Consider the following 22,400-nt stretch of genomic DNA (forward strand, 5'->3'; position numbering starts at 1 on the left):
CAAAGTTTTTTAGCCACGAATTTCACAAATTAGCACAAATTTTTTCACACAGATCGTGCAGATTAAGGCAGATTTAATTCGTGGAAATTAGTGCAATTAGTGGCTAACTTTTTTAAATTATCAGAAATTAATTCGTGGAAATTAGTGCAATTTGCGGCTAACTTTTTTTTACTTATTTACTTGTTTCCAAATTTTAGCACTAAAATCATCTTTATACATCAATCTATTACTTCTGGTAGGATTGACACGATTGGTCAGAATAATTAAGAACCTATTATTTTCCGGATTTATAAAGAAAAATGTACCTGTAAATCCCGTATGTCCAAAATCATCTTTCTTAAAGAATTCATCCGGTTTACGTTTATCAAAACCAAGTCCGCGATAGATTCCTTTTTTGACAAGAGGCGATTTTGTAAACGTCGCAACAACCTTTGCTTTTATAATTTGGTTTCCATTATATTTTCCATTGTTAAGCAACATTTGGCAAATCACAGCGATAGATTGCGCATTGGCAAATAAACCCGCATTTCCAGAAACGCCTCCAAGAATAGCTGCTGCTTCATCGTGTACATATCCTCTTATGGTGTCTTTCCTGAACAAATAATCAATCTCCGTAGGTATTACATTTTGCTCAGAAGTCCATTGCAACGGATTGTATCCAATTTTTGAAATCCCCAATTCGTTATAGATTCCTCTCGCCATTTGATCTAGTTTTAAACCGGTTTTGGCTTCCATCATTTGTTGTACCAGAATCAAATTCAAATCACTGTACAAATATTGACCACGCTTATTTGTATTCGCTACAGCAATTTGGTCATAAACAGATTTATAAAATTCAGGATTCAGCCACATGTTTTTATAGATCCTCACATAATTGTCTTTTGGCTCAAAAGAAAGGTATTTTGTATCGTAAACGATGTTCTTGTTTACATACATATTATCAAACAAATCTGGATAATCTGCCGATTGCTGATTGCTCAATAAAGGCGATCCGTCAGGGGTTGACAACAGGCTTTTGTAAAAAGTGATTCCTGATTTTAGTCCCGTTGTATGTGTCAGTAATTCAAAAAGCGTTAAATCTGCAATAGGCGTATTTTTGTATGTCAGGACAACATCCCCCAATTTATCCTCTAAACTTATTTTATCTTCTCCTACTAAACGCATGGCGACAAGTGTTGCTCCCAAAACTTTAGACATGGAAGCTAAATCGTATACATCGTCTGTTTTTACCAAATCTTTTTTTGAGTAATCATGATAGCCGTAATTCTTTACTATAAAAACAGAATCTTTGCTTCCCACAATAATTTGAGCTCCCGGAAAAAAACCTTTTTTGAGGGCATTATTCATCATCGAATCAATAAAAACCTCATTTTGTTTTGTGTCAAAAGACTTTTTCAGGGAACTAAAACTAATTCCTGAAAGTATCAAAATAACAAGTACGATCCTGATTCCTGTTTTTTTCATTTTTTACTAAGGGTTAATTCTTAAATCCTGTCCTGCCATAAGAGGTTCGTTGTTTGTTCCTGTAATCGTAGTTTTAACTGCTTTTACCGGTTGTTTAGGATAAATTGATGCATTGCCATAATCAAAATCATCACCTTTTATAAAATCAATTCCATTATATGAATACTCAACAAAACCGTTATTAATAATAAATCTTGGATGATGCGGAATCCCTGTCAAAACATCAATTTTTGCAGTGGTTACAGGATTTGTAAAAGTATATAAAATCCAATCGCCATTTGCACAAGCAACATCAGTACGTAAATACGTCTCCGGGTTATAATCCGCTAAATTAGAAATTGGAAATTTCGGATTTTCAACCATTGATGAAGTTACCTTAACCTCTGGTTCTAAATAAGGAGAACAATTGAAATTGACTTTCGCCGAAGATTCTTTTGCTTCTTTATTTTCAACAGTAAAATCAAGACGATACGTATTTTTATCGTTATAATTTTCGATCAAAAATCGCAAACGAGGTTTTGATTTCAACGTTTTTTCATCTGAAAAAGTTTGTATCAGTTTATCATTTTCAAAAAGCGAAACAGCTTTGACAGCACCACTGATACTCTCATCTGTTGTTGGAACAAATGTGAGATACCAAATGCCATTCTTATCAATATGTTCCGAAATATTCTCCGAAATGTTTAAAACCTCAACTTTAGAGGTATTCCAGTTGGCAACCGGTAATTTCTCTACTTTTACAGCCGGACTTGCAACAACTTCATTAAAGAAAGTACGGAACTGGTAATTTTCATAATCCTTTGTCCTGATTGGATTTGTGTACAAAGGCGATTGTCTTGTAGGCTCATTTCCTTGTGTATCATATCGTACAATGGCTCCTTCATAAGGCGGAGTTACTGTTATGCTTCCGTCTTTATAAATCGCTGTAGGAGGAAAATCTCTAAAAGCAATTCCCATATTTGCCAAACGCTGTAAATGGCTATGTGTCAATCTTCCGTAAAAATCATCCCAGTTTTTATCTTCTTTTTTAGTCCACCCTATTTCAGACAAAGCAGCAATTCTGGGATAACTCTGATATTCCATAAATCTCGCAGGGCGGTCCAGATATTCACTCCACAAAGCACCCTGAACCCCTTTTATCATTTTTTGCTGTTCGGGAGTTAAATCATTATTTGGAATTGGCTCAAACGAATACGCTCTTTTTGTATCCGTAATCGCAGCCCAGCGATGACCTCGCTCATTTTCAGACTGTGCCATATCGAAATAAGTAAATTGCCCGGGCATCATAATTGTTTCATATCCTTTTTTAGCCGATTCAATTCCGTAGCTTATTCCCTGCCACGCACTAATTAAAGTATTGGGATTGATTTCTCCTCCTTTTAAAATTTCATTCCAGCCGGCTGTTTTCCTGTTGTATTTTGCTACTATTTTTTCTACACGTCTAAAGAAATAATTCTGAAGCTGAAAAGTATCTGTATATCCTTCTTTTTCCATCAAAGCCCTGCATTTTGGGCAGTGCTCCCAATTGGCTCTGTTTACTTCGTCGCCCGCAACATGAATGTATTCGAATGGAAACATTTCTGAAAATTCTCTAATAATAGAATCCAGAATCTGATAATTTTCTTCGCGGCCTACACACCAGACATTTTTTACTTCTCCCTGAACACTTTTTGTTTCCTGAGTCGTTACACATCCTACTTCAGGATATGAAGCTGTTACGGCACGCGAATGTCCTGGGATTTCGATTTCAGGCATGATATCAATTCCACGGGCCAATGCATACGCTACAACTTCTTTCATATCCTGCTGCGTATAAAATCCTCCGTAACGTTTATCTCCGGAACCATATGATGGCAATAAAACTTCACCGGGACCTCTCCAGGCTCCTTTTAAAGTTAAGTCAGGCATTGATTTAATTTCGGCTCTCCATCCGTTATCATCCGTAAGATGCCAATGAAAAACATTCATTTTATGTGCTGCCAGCCAATCTATATAATTCTCTACCGTTTGTTTATCAAAAAATTGTCTTGAACAATCCAGCATCATTCCGCGCCATTCGAAGCGAGGATAATCTTCTATTTTCACAAACGGAATTGTTCCTTTCTTCACGTCTTTTGCAGAACAAATCTGTAATAAAGTCTGAAAACCATTCAACACTCCGTTTGAAGATTTTCCTTTTACCAGAACTCCCTTTTGAGTTACAGTTAACTTATAACCATCATTAGGAAGATCTAATTTTTCATCTATCAAAAACGATATTCCATTTTTTCCGTATTTGCTTCCAGTAGCAACCGTTGCATTAATTCCTGTATTTTTAAAAAAATCACTTGCAATATAGCTAGCGCTTTTTTGCATTTTTTTGTCTACAATAATCTTCACAGCTAAAGGTATTACAAACAACTTATCTTCTTGTTCTATCTTTACAGGCCTGGGAATAATATCCAGTTTCTGCGCCTGCAATACATTCAGCGAGCTCAGGAAAACGGCAATTAGCAGTATACTTTTTTTCATCTTTATAGCTTTTTATTTTATTAAAATTGTATCGGAATACTTTCAGTTTGCGTGGCACTCAAAGCGGTAATAGCATAAGTGTAGTTTTTTAAATTAGCATCCGGTACCTCTAATTTTACAGCTGTAGTAACATAGTAAATATTCTCAGGATTAGAGAAATCAGTTATTTTTCCTTTAGGGAATCTATAGATAACAAATTTTTGATTGTTTGCCCCGGGTTTCCAGGTAAGCACTACTTTGTTTCCTTTATCTGCAATCGATGCATTTGTAGGCGGTTGTGGTTTTATCCTTGTAATTCTATTCGCCTCAGGTGTTAATGCGATATATTTATATTGTTTTTCAGTAATGGCTTTTCTCAGCGTATCTCCTTTTTTTAGAAAAGTAGAAGCCGTAAAATGCATTGAACCATCTATTAAAGGCATGGTTCTGATCATTTCTATTTGTTTTACAATCTGGTCAGGGCTTCTCCATTCTACTTCTTTGGCTGTATTCGAAATCTTGTAATCTCCATGACCTATATAAACATTTGTTCCGTATTTGTGTGCAGCCCACCATTTTGCCAAAACTTCAAAATTAGCTCTGTCAAAACCAATGTGCCAGTACAATTGCGGCGTTACATAATCGATCCAGTTTTCTTTTTGCCATTTCAAAATATTAGCATACAAATCATCATAATTTGTCGCTCCTGCCACAGTATTTGAACCCTCTGAATCTTTGGCTATATTTCGCCAGACGCCAAAAGGCGAAATTCCAAATTCGACCTCCGGTTTATTCGCAATTATAGTATCTCGTATTTGTTTGATGATCAAATCGACATTGTCTCTTCTCCAATCGTCTTTGTCCTTAAATTGTCTCGGCTCTTTGGCAAATGCTGCCTGATCAGGAAACTCTTGTCCTACTATTTTATAAGGATAAAAATAATCATCCATATGTATCGCCTGAATGTTATAATTACGGACTATTTCGCCTACTACAGAAGCAACAAAATCCCTGGTTTCTTGATAACCGGGATTAAAATATCTTGTTTTTCCATAGGTCACAAATAACTCCGGTTTCTTAAAATACAAATGATTTTTTGCAAGCACTTCTTTGGTTGTATCTTTTTGTACACGATACGGATTGAGCCAAACGTGAACACTCATTCCTCTTTTTCCTGCTTCATCAATCATTAACTGAAGCGGATCAAAACCGGGAGCAACTCCCTGTGTTCCGGTGATCCAATATGATGCGGGTTCTTTGGTTGATTTATAATAAGCATCTGCCGTAGGACGGATCTGAAAAACTACGGTATTCAGATTATTGGACCGTAAATTATCCAGTAAAGTGATCATTTCTGTTTTAATCTGTTTGTCTGACAAACCGGGTTTCGATGGCCAGTCTATATTATCGACAGTAGATATCCAGGCTGCCCGCATTTCTCTTTTTGCTGGTTGCTGGCTGAAAACATAGTTTTGAAACAGTAACATCACAATTAAAAATTTTAGACTTTTCATAATATTATTTTTGGTTAGTTAATATAGTTTTAATCTGTAACAAGCTAGCTTAACCGCAATGCCGATAGTTATCCGGAGCAAAGCTTAGACACAATATTGTCATTTCGACGAAAGGAGAAATCACACAAGAAATTCCTTTACTAATTTCGTCAATCTTTGTCGGGTTACTATTGTGATTACTTCGCCTGTTTGCTGTTACTCGAATCTCCTTTTGATCAAAATGAAAAACGAAGCGGAACAATCGTAAATAATCATAATTCTTAATTTAAAAAAAAGCTTAATTCTCTAATCTTCATCTGACTTTTCTTCATGTAAATTCAGCAGACTTAATTTGTGTTAATTCGTAGCTAAATAACTTTAATCTTTGGCTAAATTTTTCTCTCACAGATTTAGCAGATCAAGCAGATTTAATTCGTGGCTAAAGAACTTTAATCTTTGGCTAAATTTTTCTCTCACAGATTTAGCAGATCAAGCAAATTTAATTCGTGATAATTCGTGCAATTCGTGGCTAAAAAACTTTTAATCTGTGGCTAAATTTTCTCTCCCAGATTTAGCAGATCAAGCAGATTTAATTTGTGCAATTGATTTGCTTGTTCGCTGTTGCTCGGGTCGTGCGAAAAAACTTTTAATCTTTCTATTAATAGCAGCAAAAATACCTAACAGGTTTTAAAAACCTGTTAGGATAGGTAACCAAACCAATTTTTATGCATTGTTTATCGAAAATAGCAACACACAATTCCTTACTTAATTTTATTTTCTGTGAAAAAATTGTCAAAAAACAACAATTGAAATTTCAGGGAATTTTCCCAGTATTTAATATTATGCTGTCCCGGACGTTCTATATAATCATGGTCTATTTTCAGGGCAAGCATCTTCGTGTGAAGATTTCTGTTTACATCAATAAAAAAATCGTCGACACCACAATCAATAATCAGTTTTAGCTTGTTGTCTTTTACCAATTCAAGCATATTGACAACCGTATTTTTTTCCCAGTTTTCAGGATATTCCGTAATCGTTCCCAAACGTTTTTTGATATCCCACTTGTCAGGAAACGGACTAAAATCGACTCCTCCGCTCATACTTCCTGCCGCTCCAAAAACATCCTGATGCCTGAATGACAAATACAATGCGCCGTGTCCGCCCATGCTAAGTCCTGATATTGCCCTGCCTTCGCGACTTGCAATTGTTTTGTATTTATTATCTACAAAAGGAATTAATTCATTGATTATATAAGTCTCATATTTAAAAGTAGGATCAATAGGACTATCAAAATACCAACTTGAATAATTCCCGTCGACACTAATTACTATAAAACCATATTTATCGACCTGTTTCCCTACATCTTTAAAACTTTTTACCCATGTGGCATAATTTCCGCTGTATCCGTGAAGAAGATAAACAACCGGAAATTTTTTACTGCTTTTTTTATAACCTTCAGGGGTTATTACACAAGTTTTGATACTCTTGTTCATCGCAGTGCTAAAAACTTCTAAAGTATCTACCTTAGCCGCTTTAGCAGAAAAAAATACGAAGAATAAAAGAAGGACGCAGGTTGTTTTTTTCATAAAATCTTGTTTTATTAATTATGTCAAAATAAGTTCCTTATTTCTAACCATTAAGAGATTAAGTTCATAAAGCTTAAATTACTTAATATCTTAATGGTAAAGAAAATTAAGTCTCATTTAAAATTTAAAAAATTATCTCAGACAATTTCTTAAAATGGTCACCGGATGCATTGCTTTTCTATTTGTTCCGTCAAAAATCTGGTGGCGGCAACTGGTTCCTGCGGCAGCAATTGCTGTAGTAGGTTCAGTTGTACGGATTTTTGGAAACAAAGTATCCTCGCCCATTTGCATACTGATTTCATAATGCTCTTTTTCGTAACCAAATGAACCCGCCATACCACAACAACCGGAATTATAAATGGTCACTGAACTGTTTTTGGGCAGATTAAGCATTGCAAAAGAAGCTTCAATAGTACTCAGTGATTTTTGATGACAATGTCCGTGAATTTTTATTGTTTTCTGTTCCTCCGAAAATTGTCCGGAATGAATTTTTTCTTTTGTAATTTCTCTTTTAAAGAATTCTTCTATCGTAAATACATCTTTATATAATTTTTCGGCAGCTTCCTTGTCGTTTGCCAATCGGATGTATTCGTCTCTAAAAGTTAATATCGCCGATGGTTCAATTCCGATTAATGGCGTACCTTCTGAAATTATATCTTTAAAAATGGCTATGTTTTTATTGGCGATTTCTTTTGCTTCTTCCAGAAATCCTTTTGAAATAAAAGCTCTTCCGCTTTCTTCATGCTGTATTACAAGAACTTCATAACCTAGCTTGGTCAATAATTCATAAGCGTCTATTCCAACATTAACATCATAATAATTGGTGAATTCATCACAAAAAAGATAGACTTTTCCGTTTTCAAAAGAGTTACTTCCTGCTGACTTTTTGTTTTTTTCGTACCATTTTCTAAAAGTCGTTGGTGCTAATAAAGGTACTTGTCTTTTAGGAGCGATTCCCATACTTTTTTTGACCAACGGCAAATTGGCTACAAAATTTGTCATTGCGGGAGCGATACTTCCCAATTCATTCAGTTTCGAATTGAAAGCAAATATTTTATTACGAATAGAAAATCCGTTTGCTTTTTGGTATTGGTATAAAAACTCTGATTTCAAAGAAGCAACATCTACATTACTCGGGCATTCGCTTGCACAGGCTTTACAGCTCACACACAGCTCAAATACCTTATATAATTCTTCGTGGTCGAACTTATTATCTTTCTCAGAATTTGTCAGATATTCTCTTAATGCATTTGCTCTGGCACGAGTAGTATCTTTTTCGTTTCGGGTGGCACGGTAACTCGGACATAACGTTCCTCCTGCTGATGGCGGTTTCCTGCAATCACCGGAACCGTTGCATTTTTCGGCGGCACGCAAGATGCCCATACTATCTGAGAAATCCTGAATAGTTCTAATAACAGGTTCTTCCCTGCCTGCTTCAAAACGAAGATTTTCATCCATTTTAGAAGCATTTACAATTTTCCCCACATTTAAAATAGTATGGGGATCAAATGCTTTTTTTATTCGTTTCAGCAGCTCATAATTTTTATCACCAATCATAAAAGGTAAAAACTCTCCTCGTAAAATTCCGTCGCCATGTTCACCGCTTAGCGAACCTTTGTATCTTTTTACCAAGTGAGCGACTTCGGTTGAGATATTTCTAAACTGGTGTAGTCCTTCTTTTGTTTTTAAATTAATAACCGGACGTAAGTGCAATTCTCCGGCTCCGGCATGTGCATAATAAATGGCACTTTGTCCATGCCTTTCCATCATGGCGGCAAAATCAGCAATATAATTAGGTAAATCGCTTAGTTCAACCGCTGTATCTTCGATCGAATCGGCAGCCTTATCATCGCCAACGATACTTCCTAAAAGTCCTAAACCTGCTTTTCGAACCTCATTGACTTTATCAATATCAGTTCCGTAAATTTTAGGCAAAGCATATCCAAAATTATTATCTTCAAGATCTTTTATTAAAGCATCAGCTTGTAATTCGGCATCTTCCATACTGATATAAGAACCTACTTCAAGCATAATTACCGCTTTTGGTTCTCCCACAATAAAAAATCTGTTTTTAGATTGTTCCCTATTCGTTTTGGTACAATCTAAAATCGTATCATCCATCATTTCACAGGTATACAAATGATGTTTCATTGCTGTAACTACTGCTTCTAAACTTTCGTGAATAGTATGAAAATGCGCCACAACCATAATATTGTTTGTTGGCGGTAAATCATCTACTTTCAAGGTAATTTCTGTTGTAAATGCCAGGGTTCCTTCGCTTCCGCAAAGTAATTTCCCTAAATTGATCGTGTTTTCTGTTCCTGAAAACAGTTCTGATTTTAATAATGCATCAATTGCATAACCTGTATTTCTTCTGTGAATTTCAGGCTTTGGAAATTCCTTTAGAATCTCGTCCTGATTTTCTTTATTCGAAAGTTCCTCGTAAATGGTTTTGTAGATTTTACTTTCGAGTGAATCTCCTTTTGTTTTTTCTATAAATTCCTCCGAAGAGAGGTCTTTAAAAACCGCAATACTTCCATCGCTTAGAACCGCTTTTATCTCGACAATTTTATCACGCGTAACACCATAACGTATAGAGGTTGTTCCGGATGAATTATTGCCCACCATTCCGCCAATCATGCATCGGCTTGTGGTCGAAGTAGTTGGACTAAAAAATAAACCGTATGGTTTTAAATACAAATTCAGTTCATCACGAATTACTCCGGGCTGTACTGTGATCGTTTTCTTTTCAGCATCGAAAGCAACAATCTTGGTAAAATGCTTAGAAACGTCTACGATTATTCCGTTTCCTACCGTTTGACCCGCCAAGGAAGTTCCTGCCGTTCTGGGAGTTATCGAAATCTTGTTTTTTTCTGCAAAACGAATAATCTTGACAATATCTTCTTCTGATTTTGGAATTGCAACTGCTTCAGGCATAATTCTGTAAGCAGAAGCGTCTGTAGCATATATTTTTTTATGAAGCTCGTCATAAAAAAGTGTTCCTTCCAGTGAATCGGATAGTTGCTGTAATTGGAGAAGGCTGGACATGTAATTGGTTGTATTGCTTTGGTTGGTAATCCTAATATTTTGAATGCAAAAATTTTAACACATAGAAACATAGCTCACAAAACTTATTAAAAGGCGTTTCACTAAATTTGAATACACATAGTGTACTATGTGTAAAAATTATAATTTTCTTAGATCAACTTTTAGATTTTATGTTAATCTATGTTTCTATGTGTTTAAAAAAATTTACTTACTAATAATCAAAACGTTTAAACGCTTCGATCGCTTCGTATTCTGCCAATCCTAAATCATCGTATAAGATTGCTGTGTTTTTATTTCGGTCTTCGGCTCTAACCCAAAATTCTCTTGAGTCATTGCCCTGAAACATTACGCGGTCTTTTTGAGATTGATGATACAAAATGGCGTGACGTTTTAATAATACTTCTGATGGTGAAAGCGGAACGGCCATATCTATTTCGTGAATGTCCCATTCGTGCCATGCGCCACGGTACAACCACAACCAGCAATCGTCCATGTATTTTTCAGGTTTCAATTCTTTCATTGCTGCAAAAATCGCGTTCAGACAAACTTCATGAGTTCCGTGCGGATCTGCAAGATCTCCTGCTGCAAAAACCTGATGTGGTTTTATTTTGGCAATAATATCTTTTACAATTGCAATATCTTCAGGTCCTAATGGATTCTTTTTTACTTGTCCAGTTTCATAAAACGGAAGATCTAAAAAGTGTGTATTGACATCTTTTAAACCAATGTATCTTGTTGCCGCATACGATTCTCTTCTACGAATCAATCCTTTTAATTTTCGAACTTCCAGAGAATCAATTTGATTTTCGGATTTATTATTCAAAAACTCAATTATTGACTTAAAGTCTATTTCAGTATTAGTTTCGCCTACAAAATCGTTTGCAACCTCAGCAAATTTTAATGCTTCGTCATCTGTAACGGCTATATTTCCAGAGGTTTGATATACAACATGCACATCATGACCTTGTTTAATTAATTTCGAAAAAGTTCCTCCCATAGAAATCACATCATCATCAGGATGCGGGCTAAAAAGAATCACTCGTTTTTTTGCAGGATTGGCTCTTTCCGGACGATGAGAATCATCTGTATTGGGTTTTCCACCCGGCCATCCTGTAATAGTATGCTGCAATATGTTGAACATATTAATATTCAAATCATAAGCAGAACCTTCCTGCGCTAAAAGGTCTGACATACCATTATTATTGTAATCTCTGTCAGTTAATTTTAATATGGATTGTTTGGTTTCTTTGCAAAGCCAAACGATTGCTTTACTTTTTAATTCTTGTGTCCACGTACATTCGCCAACCAGCCAGGGCGTTTCGAATCGGGTTAATGCAGAGGCAGAAAACTGGTCTAATACAAAGGTCGCATTAGCATGATTTTGTAAAAAAGTAGCCGGAACTTCTGAAGATATATCACCCTGAATGGTTCTTTTGATGATATCGGCTTTGTTTTGTCCCCAAGCCATCAGGACAATTCTTTTAGATCTAAGAATTGTTGACACGCCCATGGTAATCGCTCTTTTAGGAACGTTGTCGATCCCATTAAAGTCTGATGACGCATCGACTCTGGTAATATGGTCTAAGGTTATAATTCTTGTTCCTGAATTGATGTGGGATCCCGGCTCGTTGAAACCTACGTGACCGGTACGACCAATTCCTAATAATTGAAAATCAAGTCCGCCAGCTTCTTTTATTTTTATTTCGTAATCTACACAATACTGGTTCAGTTCATCACTTGCAACTGTTCCATCCGGGATATTTACATTTTCCGGTTTGATATCAATATGATTAAACAGGTATTGATGCATAAAATAATGGTAGCTCTGGCGGTTCTCCTTGGTCATTGGATAATATTCATCCAGATTAAAAGAAACTACATTGCTAAAACTAAGGTTCTCTTCTTTATGCATGCGAACCAGTTCTTCATATACTTTTATTGGCGAAGAACCTGTTGCCAGACCAAGAACGCAAGATTCATTATTAGCTTGTTTTGAACGTATTAATTCGGCTATTTCCTGAGCGACAATTTTTGAAGCTTCCAGAGAACTCTCAAAAATCACATTATGATTTTTTTCAAATCTCGTTTCTTCAAATTTTCCTGGTATGTCGTATGCCAAAGAAGTATCGGTTTTCATAATATATCTCTTAGTTAAAATTAGTTTAACAAATATATACAAAAAACGAAGTCGATACATTATTTTGCACTATTTAACAAAAATAAAATTAAAAACAGCAAAATAATGCAGAAAATACTACCTAAACCTTAAACTACAAGACAAAAACGCCTGCTTTTCTATACTCTTCCAAACTTAAATCTTCCGGATCTAATTCGGTTACGATGGTATCCAACTGGCTAAGATCGCAAACACTGTGAGGCATTTTAGTATTTAATTTATTCGAAGAAAACATAGAGACTACCCTGTCTGAAGACTCTATCATTGCCTTTTTAACAATAGAGACTTCATAGCCAATCTCTGTCAGACCTTGTTTTATACTGATGCTGCTTGCTCCTAAAAAACAAATGTCAGCTTTAATCTTAGACAAAACCTGCATCACATCCATTCCTATTGTAACCATTGCCTTTTTCTGCATTTTTCCACCTATAAATATCAAATCGATATTGGGATGCTGGGACAATTGCATTGCTATTGGCAAACTATACGTATAAATTGTAGCTTTTAAGTCCGAAGGAATAAGCTTTGCAAAGACCAGATTGGTACTTCCTCCACTCATTATAATAACCTGTCCATCATGCAGTAAAGACAATGCTTTTTTAACGATTTTCTTCTTCTCCTCTTCAGCACTTATATTAATATTAAAGACATCAACAGATTTTTCGATAAATTGTATAGCACCTCCGTAAACTTTCTCAAGTAACTTTTTATCGTCTAATTCGTTCAAATCCCTTCTTATTGTGTCTTCGGATAAATCCAGAGCTAAAGCCAAATCTGTTGTAACAACCTTTTGTTCTTCAAGGAGTTTAGTCATTATAAATTTATGTCTTTCGGCTTTAAGCATTTGTTTTAGAAATTAAAAATTCAGAACAAATATATCAAATAATTCAATTCAAAATTGGAAGATCCATCAACAAATGCAACAGTTTGCACGCTTTAACACATACTTATTAACTTATTGAATCTTTATATTTAAAATTGCGTTATTTTGCATTATTTTAGTTAATTTTTCAAAATAAATTATCAATGTTGCATTTATATGCAATAAATAAATATATTTGCGCAACAACCATTAAAAAAAACCAAGTAATTATGAAAAAATTATTCCTTATTACATTGTTGGTTTTGTTCATACAGACAACATTTGGGCAAACAAAAACAATTACCGGAACAGTAAAAAACAAGGCGGACGGGTTTCCTTTACCCGGCGTTAGTGTTCTCATTCAAGGAAGTACCAGCGGTACTACAACTGATTTTGACGGAAATTTCAGTCTCTCTGCAACTGCAGGACAAAGCCTTAGCTTTAGCTATATGGGTTTTGAGACTAAAATCGTAAAAATTGAGGCACAGCAAAAAATCAACGTTGATCTTTTAGAAAGCACTTCTAAGCTGGACGAAGTTGTGATTGTAGGTTTCTCTTCTCAGAAAAAAACGAATTTAACCGGTGCTGTTGCTTCAATCGATGTAGCTAAGACAATTGGCAGCCGACCTCTAACAGATGTGAGCAAAGCCTTGCAGGGAACTACACCCGGGGTAAATGTTAGTTTTAACTCAGGAAACATCAATCGTGTGGCTAAAATAAACATTCGTGGAGCCGGAACTATTAATGGTTCTGATGATCCTTTGATATTGGTTGACGGGGTTCCAACGGATTTATCTCTTATTAATCCAAATGATATTGCAACAATGACGGTTCTTAAAGATGCAGCTTCGGCTTCTATCTACGGTGCGCGTGCTGCTTTTGGGGTAGTATTGATTACAACTAAAGGAGGAAAAACAGGAGAAGGAAAAGTGAGATTTTCTTATTCTGCCAATACGGCTTTTGTTAATCCTATTTCTACTTTAAATTTCTTAGATCCAACAGAAGAAATTCCGGGACTAGTTGCCGCCGGAACACGTACTGATGGTGCTGTACCAGAGCTTTTTGGTGCAAACTACAATACTTTACTTGCCGGAATCAAAAACTGGAAAGAAAAATATGCAAACAATCGTACGAGCCGTGAGATGGTATATGGTGAAGATTGGGAAATAAAAAATGGTACACCTTATTTCTACAGGGTTTGGGATGCTAATAAAGAATTGTATGCCAGCAATGCTGTTCAGACCACTCACAATCTTTCGGCACAAGGTAACTTGGGAGAAAAAAGTTCTTTCTTTGCTTCATTTGCCCTTGCTAACCAAGATGGCATGTTACGAGTGAATCAGGAACAAAGACAAAGAACCAATATCAATTTAGGATTCACTACAAAATTGGCTGACTGGCTTACGGGTGATTTCAAAGTAATGAATATCAACAGTAAATATGACCAGCCGTTTAACTACTATGGTGGTTCTGGTACTGATGATACAAGTTATGGAGGTTATTTTGGATATGCGCTTCGTTGGGGACAGTATTTTCCAAATTTCGGAACTTATAAAGGATATAATTTCCGTACTGCGGGAGGTTATTTATCGAATGCATCAAGAAATGAAAACGTGCAACGCAACAACAGGTTAAGTGCAAAATTTACAGCAGATATCACTAAAAATTTCAATGTGATAGCCGAAGTAAGTAACGTAACAAATACATACGACAGAAAACAAAATGGTGGTAAATTCTTAGCCTGGGACAGCTGGTCTGCCATGCCATATGATGCTACAACAATACAAACCGCTATACCTGCAACGCTGGAAGCCGGAAACGATTATGTAGCACAATCTAAATCTGAGTCAGTTACTAATGTGGTGAACATTTACGGAAACTACAAAAAACAAATAAACAAACATAGTTTCAAGGTTTTAGCAGGTTTTAACTCTGAGTGGCAGGATTTCTCCCGTAATTATGCAAGAAGAAACACGCTTTTAGACAAATCAAAACCAGAATTCAATCTTGCTGTAGGGGAACAATTTGTATCGGGTTCTGCTAATAAAGATCTAAACCCAACAGAAACAACGTATTCGATTGCGGGTTTCTTTGGTCGTATCAACTATGATTATAATGGGATTTACTTATTAGAATTGAATGCACGTTATGATGGTTCTTCAAAATTCCCTACAAGCGAACAATGGGGATTCTTCCCTTCTGCTTCTGTAGGATATAAAATTGTGAATGAGAAATTCATGGAAAGTACACGTGGCTGGCTGAACGATCTTAAAATACGTGGTTCTATTGGTGCAATTGGAAATCAAAACGTAGGAAACAATGCTTTCTTATCAATCATGAATTCTACTAATCCTTCATGGGTAAACAGCGGTTCTACATTGCCTCCGTCTACAGGTTTACCAACTAACGTTGACCCTTCTTTGACCTGGGAAAAAGTATACACAAAAGATGTGGGTATTGACGTAAGAATTTTTGATATGCTTGGTGCTTCGTTTGACTGGTACCAACGCGACACTAAAGGAATGCTGGCTCCTGGTATCACACTTCCGGGTTCATTTGGACAAAATGCTGCTCAAACCAACTCAGGAAACATGAGAACAAGAGGATGGGAACTGTCTTTGAACTTTAATAAAAATCTTAGCGAAACTGCTTCTGTATTTGTTGATGTGGCTTTGTCAGATTATAAATCTGTAATTACAAAATGGAACAATACTTCTAAATTATTAGGTATAGTTACTCCTACTACATATCCTTATTATGATGGTTACGAAATTGGTCAGATTTGGGGTTTAACCAGTGACAGACTTCTTCAGGCTGACGATGTTATTACTAATAATGGTAAAACAGTAAATGGTGTTGATTACTCTAAAACAATGGTGGGCAGCTTTAAATACGGAGCCGGAGATGTACATTATGTAGATAAGGACGGAGACGGTGTTATATCCCGTGGAGCAGGAACAGCAGACGATCATGGGGATTTAAGCAAAATTGGTAATACAACACCGCGTTACAAATATGGTATAACAGTAGGTGGAAAATTCCGCGGATTTGATGTTTCAGGTTTCTTTCAGGGAGTTGGAAAACGTGATTACTGGGCTGCTTCTGATGCTGTTTTACCTTTCTATCGTGCACCTCAGCAAATGTATGCCAGCCAGGCTGATTACTGGACACCGGAAAATACCGGGGCTTATTTTCCAAACCCATATTACGGAAATGAAGCTAATACACTTGGTGCAGGTACGACAGGTTCAAACAACTTTGTTACATCAACAAGATATTTATTAGACATGTCTTATTTCCGTCTAAAAAATGTTACTCTTGGATATTCACTGTCAAAAGATTTAGTAAAAAGAGCGCGCTTAGAAAAAGTAAGAATTTATGCATCAGGAGAAAACTTAGTGACCTGGGCAGACAAACGTCTTCCTGTTGACCCTGAAATTGATGAAACTGAAGTTTTCTGGGGAAGAGCTTATCCGTATACCAAAACAATCTCTTTTGGTGTTGAGCTTTCTTTCTAATACTAACAATTCAAAACTTTTAAAATGAAAAAATCAAATATAAAATCAAGATTTCTGTTTCTATTTGCTGCTGTAGCATCAATGACCGCAGTTAGTTGCTCTGATTATCTAACAGATGATCCTGCAGATAAATTTACAAACGATAACTTCTGGCAATCAGAAGATAATGTAAAAACATTTTCATGGCTTAATTACGATACCTTTTATGGTTACGGAAATGGTACAACAATAGGGCTTTCGTCTTTTTATTATCATGGAAGTGATTATAAAGTAGATGATAACTTATCAGCATTTACTTTTTATCAAATGCCTGTTACGGCAGCGACTACTAATGTTTATTCCTGGAATGAGTATTATACGCTTATTCGCCGTTGTAATCTGATGTTGGAAAAAATACCAACTGTGAGCATGTCTGCAGAAAAAAAGAACCATTATATTGGAGTCGCTAAATTCTTTAGAGCTTATACATACTTTCGTTTAGTGCAAAAAATGGGAGATGTTCCTTATACTGATAAATATTTAATTCAGGGAGATCCTGCAGTTTATGCGCCGGCAATGCCAAGAGCAGAAATTATGGATAAAGTAATTGCTGATTTAGAAGAAGCTGCAAACTTAATGCTTGTTGCAGATGACAAAAATGCTACCGTAAACAAATACACGGCTTATGCAGCTTTAAGCAATGCCTGCCTTTATGAAGGAACCTATAGAAAATATCATTTAGCTCAGGATGGAAGCACTTATTTTAATAAAGCTAAAGTGGCTTCATTAGCGATAATGAACAATCCGGCTTATAAATTAAATGCTGATTGGAAATCGCTTTACAATTCTGTTGAATTACTTGGTAATACAGAAGTGATCCTTACAAAACGTTATTTAACAAACGTATTGATGCACTCTCTACAAAACTATACCAATACCTCAACCATTCAATACGGGCTTACAAAATGGGCTGCTGACAGTTATGTAACCACAAACGGATTACCTATTCAACAAGCAGGAAATGCTCAATATACCGGCGATGATAATGTTACTAAAACTTTTGCTAACAGAGATCCGCGTTTTGGTAAAACTGTAAATCCTGCTAACTACGGTTATAAAGGAAAATCTTTTGGTACTGCGGCATTGGTTTCTATGTCTGGATATGTATTCGAATTATACAACAATCCTGCAACAACAGGTCCGGATGTTACAACCGGAGGACGTAATTATACTGATGCACCGTTATTTACACTAAGTGAAGTATATCTAAACTATGCCGAAGCTGCTGCTGAATTAGGTAATGCTTCTAATAATGATCTTGACATCTCGATCAACAAAGTACGTGCCCGTGCCGGAATTGCACCTTTGACTACTGACGGAACTAATGCTTCTGCGGGTGGTGTACTAATTAATGACCCTAGAAGAACAGCTGCATTAGAACAAATTTCTGGTGTTGTAAATCCTTTAATCTGGGAAGTACGTCGTGAGCGTCAGATCGAATTTATGAGCTGGACGACTTTAAGACAAGCCGATATTTACCGTTGGAAAAAAGGAGATTATTTAGATACTTCTAAAAATCCGGATGTAAATCTTGGTGCCAGAATTGGAACTCCTGTTGGAACACAAACGCAGGTAGACGCTAACGGATATGTAAAAATTTATCCAACAAGCACCAGAGCCTTTGAGGCAAAACATTATTTAATGAATATCCCTACAAATGATATTGATTTGTATAAAGCTCAGGGCGTAGCATTAAAACAAAACCCAGGCTGGTAATCCCTAAAATTTAATTACTATAAAACTATCTCCGGACATCAAAAATCCGGAGGTAGTCTTTTAAAATATTCTTTTTTACTTATTCTAAAAAGGCAGACAAGAAAACGTGACAAAATAAAAACTTCCGGTCTGAAAAACCCAGATCAAATATTCCATACTTTACATCAACAATCAAAAAATAGCAATAGTAATCAAATAATACTTTAATTTTATTTAGTCAATTTTTGCCTTCTAACTATTAACAGTACTTTAAAATGATAAAATTTATAACAAAAAGTGTTTTTATTGCCAGCTCTTTATTTTACACTGCATCTTATTCAAACTCCACTTCAACTCTCGTAAAAAATAACAGTCAGGAAATTACAAACCCTGTTATAAAAACCGGAGCTGATAATTACGAAAAATACTTACCGCTTTTAAAAAATAAAAAAGTAGGGATCGTAACGAATCAAACCGGAATTCTGACGGACAAAACTCATGTGGTAGATTTTTTACTGGAGAAAAAAATTGCAGTACAGACTATTTTTGCCCCGGAACACGGATTTAGAGGAACTGCAGATGCTGGCGAACATGTAGTTGACGGAAAAGATCAAAAAACAGGATTACCAATTATCTCTCTTTATGGAGATAATAAAAAACCAAAACCAGCACAATTAGCAGGGATTGATGTCATGATTTTTGATCTGCAGGATGTTGGTGCACGATTCTATACTTACATTTCTTCCTTGCATTATGTTATGGAAGCCTGTGCAGAAAACGGGGTTCCGCTTATTATTTTCGACAGGCCAAATCCTAATGGCCGTATTGTAGACGGACCGCTTCTAGAAAAAGAATATACCAGTTTTGTTGGCATGCATCCAATCCCGTTGCTTCACGGAATGACAATTGGTGAATATGCACAAATGATCAATGGACAAAAATGGCTTAAAAATGCAGTACAATGCAAGCTAACCGTTATTCCTTGTGTTGATTATAAAAGAACAATGGATTATAGTTTACTGGCAAAACCATCTCCTAATTTACCTAATGACCAATCGATAAATTTATACGCCAGTTTGTGCCTTTTTGAAGGAACGAATGTAAGCATGGGACGAGGAACGGAGAAGCAATTTCAAATTTATGGTTCGCCTTATTTAGCAAAAACTAATTTTAGTTTTACTCCCAAACCTAATTTTGGTGCCAAAGATCCGCTTTATAATGGCAAAGAATGTTTTGGCGAGGATTTGACCGCTTATCCTAAACTCAATCAATTAGAATTAAAATGGCTTATAAAAGCTTATCAGAATACCAGTGACAAAACAAAATTCTTCAATCCGTTTTTTACCAAACTCGCAGGAACTAAAAAACTGCAGGAACAAATTGAAAGCGGAATCTCTGAAGATAAAATAAGACAGAGCTGGCAGAAGGATTTAGAAGCCTTCAAAAAAATGCGCACAAAATATCTACTCTATTAAAAATCAAAAAAAAGTCAAAAAAAATAAAAAAATGTCACAAATAAATCCAGACACAGAACGTGAATCTCTTTATTCTAACTTAGATAAAATGAGCACTAACGAGTTACTTTCGAACATAAATAATGAAGATAAAAAGGTAGCCGCTATCGTTGAAAAACAAATTCCAAATATTGAAAAATTAGTAGATGTAATTGTTACGAAAATGAAACTTGGCGGAAGGCTTTTTTATATAGGAGCCGGAACATCAGGAAGAATTGGCGTGCTTGACGCCTCAGAATGTCCTCCTACTTTTGGAGTGCCTGACAGCTGGATTATTGGTATTATAGCCGGTGGTGACTCAGCCATTAGAAAAGCGGTAGAAAATGCCGAAGATGATATCGACCAGGCATGGAGAGATTTATCAGCGTACGAAATCACGAATTTAGATGTTGTTATAGGAATAGCTGCTTCAGGAAATACGCCATATGTGATTGGCGGACTAAAAAAGGCAAGGGAAAATAATATCGTAACTGGCAGTATTTCCTGCAATAGCGAAAGTTTGATTTCTAAAGAAGCTGATTATCCTATCGAATTGATTGTAGGCCCGGAATTCCTAACCGGAAGTACGAGAATGAAGGCCGGTACATCCCAGAAATTAGTCCTGAACATGATCTCGACATCTGTTATGATCAAACTAGGGAGAATCTACGGTAACAAAATGATCGACATGCAATTGTCTAATAAAAAACTAGTACAAAGGGCTGTTGAAATGATTATCGAAGAACTTCAGATTGATGAAGAATTGGCTTCTGTTTTATTGAAAAAACACAAAAGCGTAAGAGCAGTTTTACTCGCTCAAAATAAAAATTTGGAAGTTTAATCACGAAATCATTTAGAATCTTTTCTAAATTTATACGAATTAAATCCTTAATCTATAACTTTCGGGATTCAATAGAAACCTGGCAGGTTTAAAAAAGCTGCCAGGTTTTTATTAAAAGAATAAAAAAACAAAACCACTAAAGCTATAAAATGACACCAAGCACTATACTTCTTCTTATTATCATTTATTTTGGAATATTGTTTTATATCTCACACCGAGTGAGCCGAAAAGATGATGGTAATGATGCCTTTTTTACAGCCAATAAAAACTCAAAGTGGTATTTAGTTGCTTTTGGGATGATAGGAACGGCACTTTCCGGAGTTACTTTTATATCTGTGCCGGGAGAAGTAGGCGCACCTAGTGGTGAACAATTCAAATATTTTCAGTTTGTTCTGGGCAATGCCCTTGGATTTATAGTCATTACAAAATTATTACTGCCCTTGTATTACCGTATGAATTTAACTTCGATTTACGGATACATAGAACAGCGAATGGGTTTTTACAGCTACAAAACTGCCGCTACTATTTTCCTGATCAGCAGAACAATAAGCTCAGCGTTCCGACTTTATCTGGTGGTAATTGTTTTGCAGCGTTTTGTATTTGATTTTTATCATATTCCGTTTGCATTTACCGTATTAATCTCCTTGCTTCTTATTTTTTCTTATACGTACAGGGGCGGATTAAAAACCATTATTATCACAGATACTTTACAGACTTTTTTCCTGGTAACTTCTGTTTTCCTTACGATCTATTTTATTTGCGACCGCATGGATTTAAGTGCGATTGGCGCTTTTGAAGAAGTAAAAAACAGCAACTACTCGAAAATCTTTTTCTTTGATGATTTTCTGGGAAGCAAATTTCATTTTGTAAAACAAATATTGGGCGGAATGTTTGTAACAATTGCCATGACTGGACTGGATCAGGATTTAATGCAAAAAAACCTTAGCTGCAAAAACATTGGCGAAGCACAAAAAAATATGTTCACCTTTACGGGTATTTTTGTGATCATTAATATCTTTTTTTTGAGTGTTGGCGCACTTTTATACATTTATGCTAATAAAAATGGAATTGCAATTCCAACTGATTTAATTACAGGTAAACCAAGAACTGATTTACTTTTTCCTGAAATTGCTCTGAATCATCTGGCGACAATTCCGGCAATTGTATTTTTATTAGGGATTATTGCGGCAACTTTTGCTACAACTGACTCTGCACTTACAGCACTTACTACTTCTTTTTGTGTTGATTTCTTAGGCATGGACAAAGCGGAAAATAATAAGAAAAATACCGTTCGTACACGACATTTGGTTCATATAAGTTTCTCAGTATTGATTTTCTTTGTCATCCTGATTTTCAATTCGATCAATGACAGTTCTGTGGTAGGTATGATTTTTAGGGTTGCATCTTATACATATGGCCCGTTATTAGGTTTATATGCTTTTGGACTTTTTCAGAAATCAAGAAATGTACATGATAAATGGGTTCCCATAATTTGCTTATTATCCCCTTTGTTTACATTTTTAATCAATGAAAATTCAAAATTATTATTCTCCGGATATGTCTTCGATAATGAATTGATCGTACTTAACGGATTAATAACTTATTTAGGATTGTACCTGACGAGTTCACGCAGCAGTAAAAAAATATCTTTTTAAACATTTAAAAAAGTATATTTAATTCACTAAAAAAAAGAGG

General features: G+C 35.7%; 12 protein-coding genes. 5 read left to right on the plus strand and 7 right to left on the minus strand.

From position 1 onward, the window contains the following. Positions 1 to 168 precede the first annotated feature (168 nt). From NJT12_RS05960 to NJT12_RS05990, 7 genes are all read right to left on the minus strand, one after another. The gene (locus NJT12_RS05960) at positions 169 to 1,464 is read right to left on the minus strand and encodes a serine hydrolase domain-containing protein (protein ID WP_271334970.1); all 1,296 of its coding nucleotides are present in this window, start codon (positions 1,462 to 1,464) and stop codon (positions 169 to 171) included. A gap of 6 nt (positions 1,465 to 1,470) precedes the next feature. Further along, a complete protein-coding gene (locus tag NJT12_RS05965) occupies positions 1,471 to 3,975 on the minus strand; it encodes a beta-N-acetylhexosaminidase (protein WP_271334971.1) in 2,505 nt (834 codons plus the stop codon). Positions 3,976 to 3,995: 20 nt separating this feature from the next. After that, positions 3,996 to 5,468, minus strand: coding sequence for a glycoside hydrolase family 10-like protein (locus NJT12_RS05970; RefSeq protein WP_271334972.1), 1,473 nt, complete (start codon positions 5,466 to 5,468; stop codon positions 3,996 to 3,998). Between the two features lie 740 nt (positions 5,469 to 6,208). Continuing rightward, on the minus strand, positions 6,209 to 7,033 hold the full coding sequence (locus NJT12_RS05975) for an alpha/beta hydrolase (protein ID WP_271334973.1): 825 nt from the start codon (positions 7,031 to 7,033) through the stop codon (positions 6,209 to 6,211). 132 nt (positions 7,034 to 7,165) lie between these two features. Continuing rightward, positions 7,166 to 10,081: an FAD-binding and (Fe-S)-binding domain-containing protein gene (locus NJT12_RS05980; RefSeq protein WP_271334974.1), complete on the minus strand. Its 2,916-nt coding sequence runs from the start codon at positions 10,079 to 10,081 to the stop codon at positions 7,166 to 7,168. Between the two features lie 211 nt (positions 10,082 to 10,292). Then, positions 10,293 to 12,218, minus strand: a complete 1,926-nt coding sequence (gene nagB / locus NJT12_RS05985) for a glucosamine-6-phosphate deaminase (RefSeq protein ID WP_271334975.1) — start codon at positions 12,216 to 12,218, stop codon at positions 10,293 to 10,295. 133 nt (positions 12,219 to 12,351) lie between these two features. Continuing rightward, positions 12,352 to 13,101 (minus strand): DeoR/GlpR family DNA-binding transcription regulator, encoded by a 750-nt coding sequence (locus NJT12_RS05990; RefSeq protein WP_271334976.1) that lies wholly within the window; start codon positions 13,099 to 13,101, stop codon positions 12,352 to 12,354. A gap of 248 nt (positions 13,102 to 13,349) precedes the next feature. On the opposite strand from NJT12_RS05990, the gene NJT12_RS05995 reads away from it, so the two are divergent. From NJT12_RS05995 to NJT12_RS06015, 5 genes are all read left to right on the plus strand, one after another. Next, on the plus strand, positions 13,350 to 16,637 hold the full coding sequence (locus NJT12_RS05995) for a SusC/RagA family TonB-linked outer membrane protein (protein WP_271334977.1): 3,288 nt from the start codon (positions 13,350 to 13,352) through the stop codon (positions 16,635 to 16,637). A gap of 24 nt (positions 16,638 to 16,661) precedes the next feature. Next, on the plus strand, positions 16,662 to 18,392 hold the full coding sequence (locus NJT12_RS06000) for a RagB/SusD family nutrient uptake outer membrane protein (protein WP_271334978.1): 1,731 nt from the start codon (positions 16,662 to 16,664) through the stop codon (positions 18,390 to 18,392). Between the two features lie 254 nt (positions 18,393 to 18,646). After that, positions 18,647 to 19,846 carry an exo-beta-N-acetylmuramidase NamZ family protein gene (locus tag NJT12_RS06005; protein WP_271334979.1) on the plus strand — a complete coding sequence of 400 codons (1,200 nt, stop codon included), beginning with the start codon at positions 18,647 to 18,649 and terminating at the stop codon, positions 19,844 to 19,846. A 31-nt stretch (positions 19,847 to 19,877) separates the two neighbouring features. Then, complete coding sequence (gene murQ, locus NJT12_RS06010; RefSeq protein WP_271334980.1) at positions 19,878 to 20,705, plus strand: N-acetylmuramic acid 6-phosphate etherase; 828 nt, start codon at positions 19,878 to 19,880, stop codon at positions 20,703 to 20,705. Between the two features lie 149 nt (positions 20,706 to 20,854). Next, positions 20,855 to 22,360: a sodium:solute symporter gene (locus NJT12_RS06015; RefSeq protein ID WP_271334981.1), complete on the plus strand. Its 1,506-nt coding sequence runs from the start codon at positions 20,855 to 20,857 to the stop codon at positions 22,358 to 22,360. Positions 22,361 to 22,400 lie beyond the last annotated feature (40 nt).

Source organism: Flavobacterium azizsancarii (assembly GCF_027980145.1).
In the GTDB taxonomy this organism is placed as follows: domain Bacteria; phylum Bacteroidota; class Bacteroidia; order Flavobacteriales; family Flavobacteriaceae; genus Flavobacterium; species Flavobacterium azizsancarii.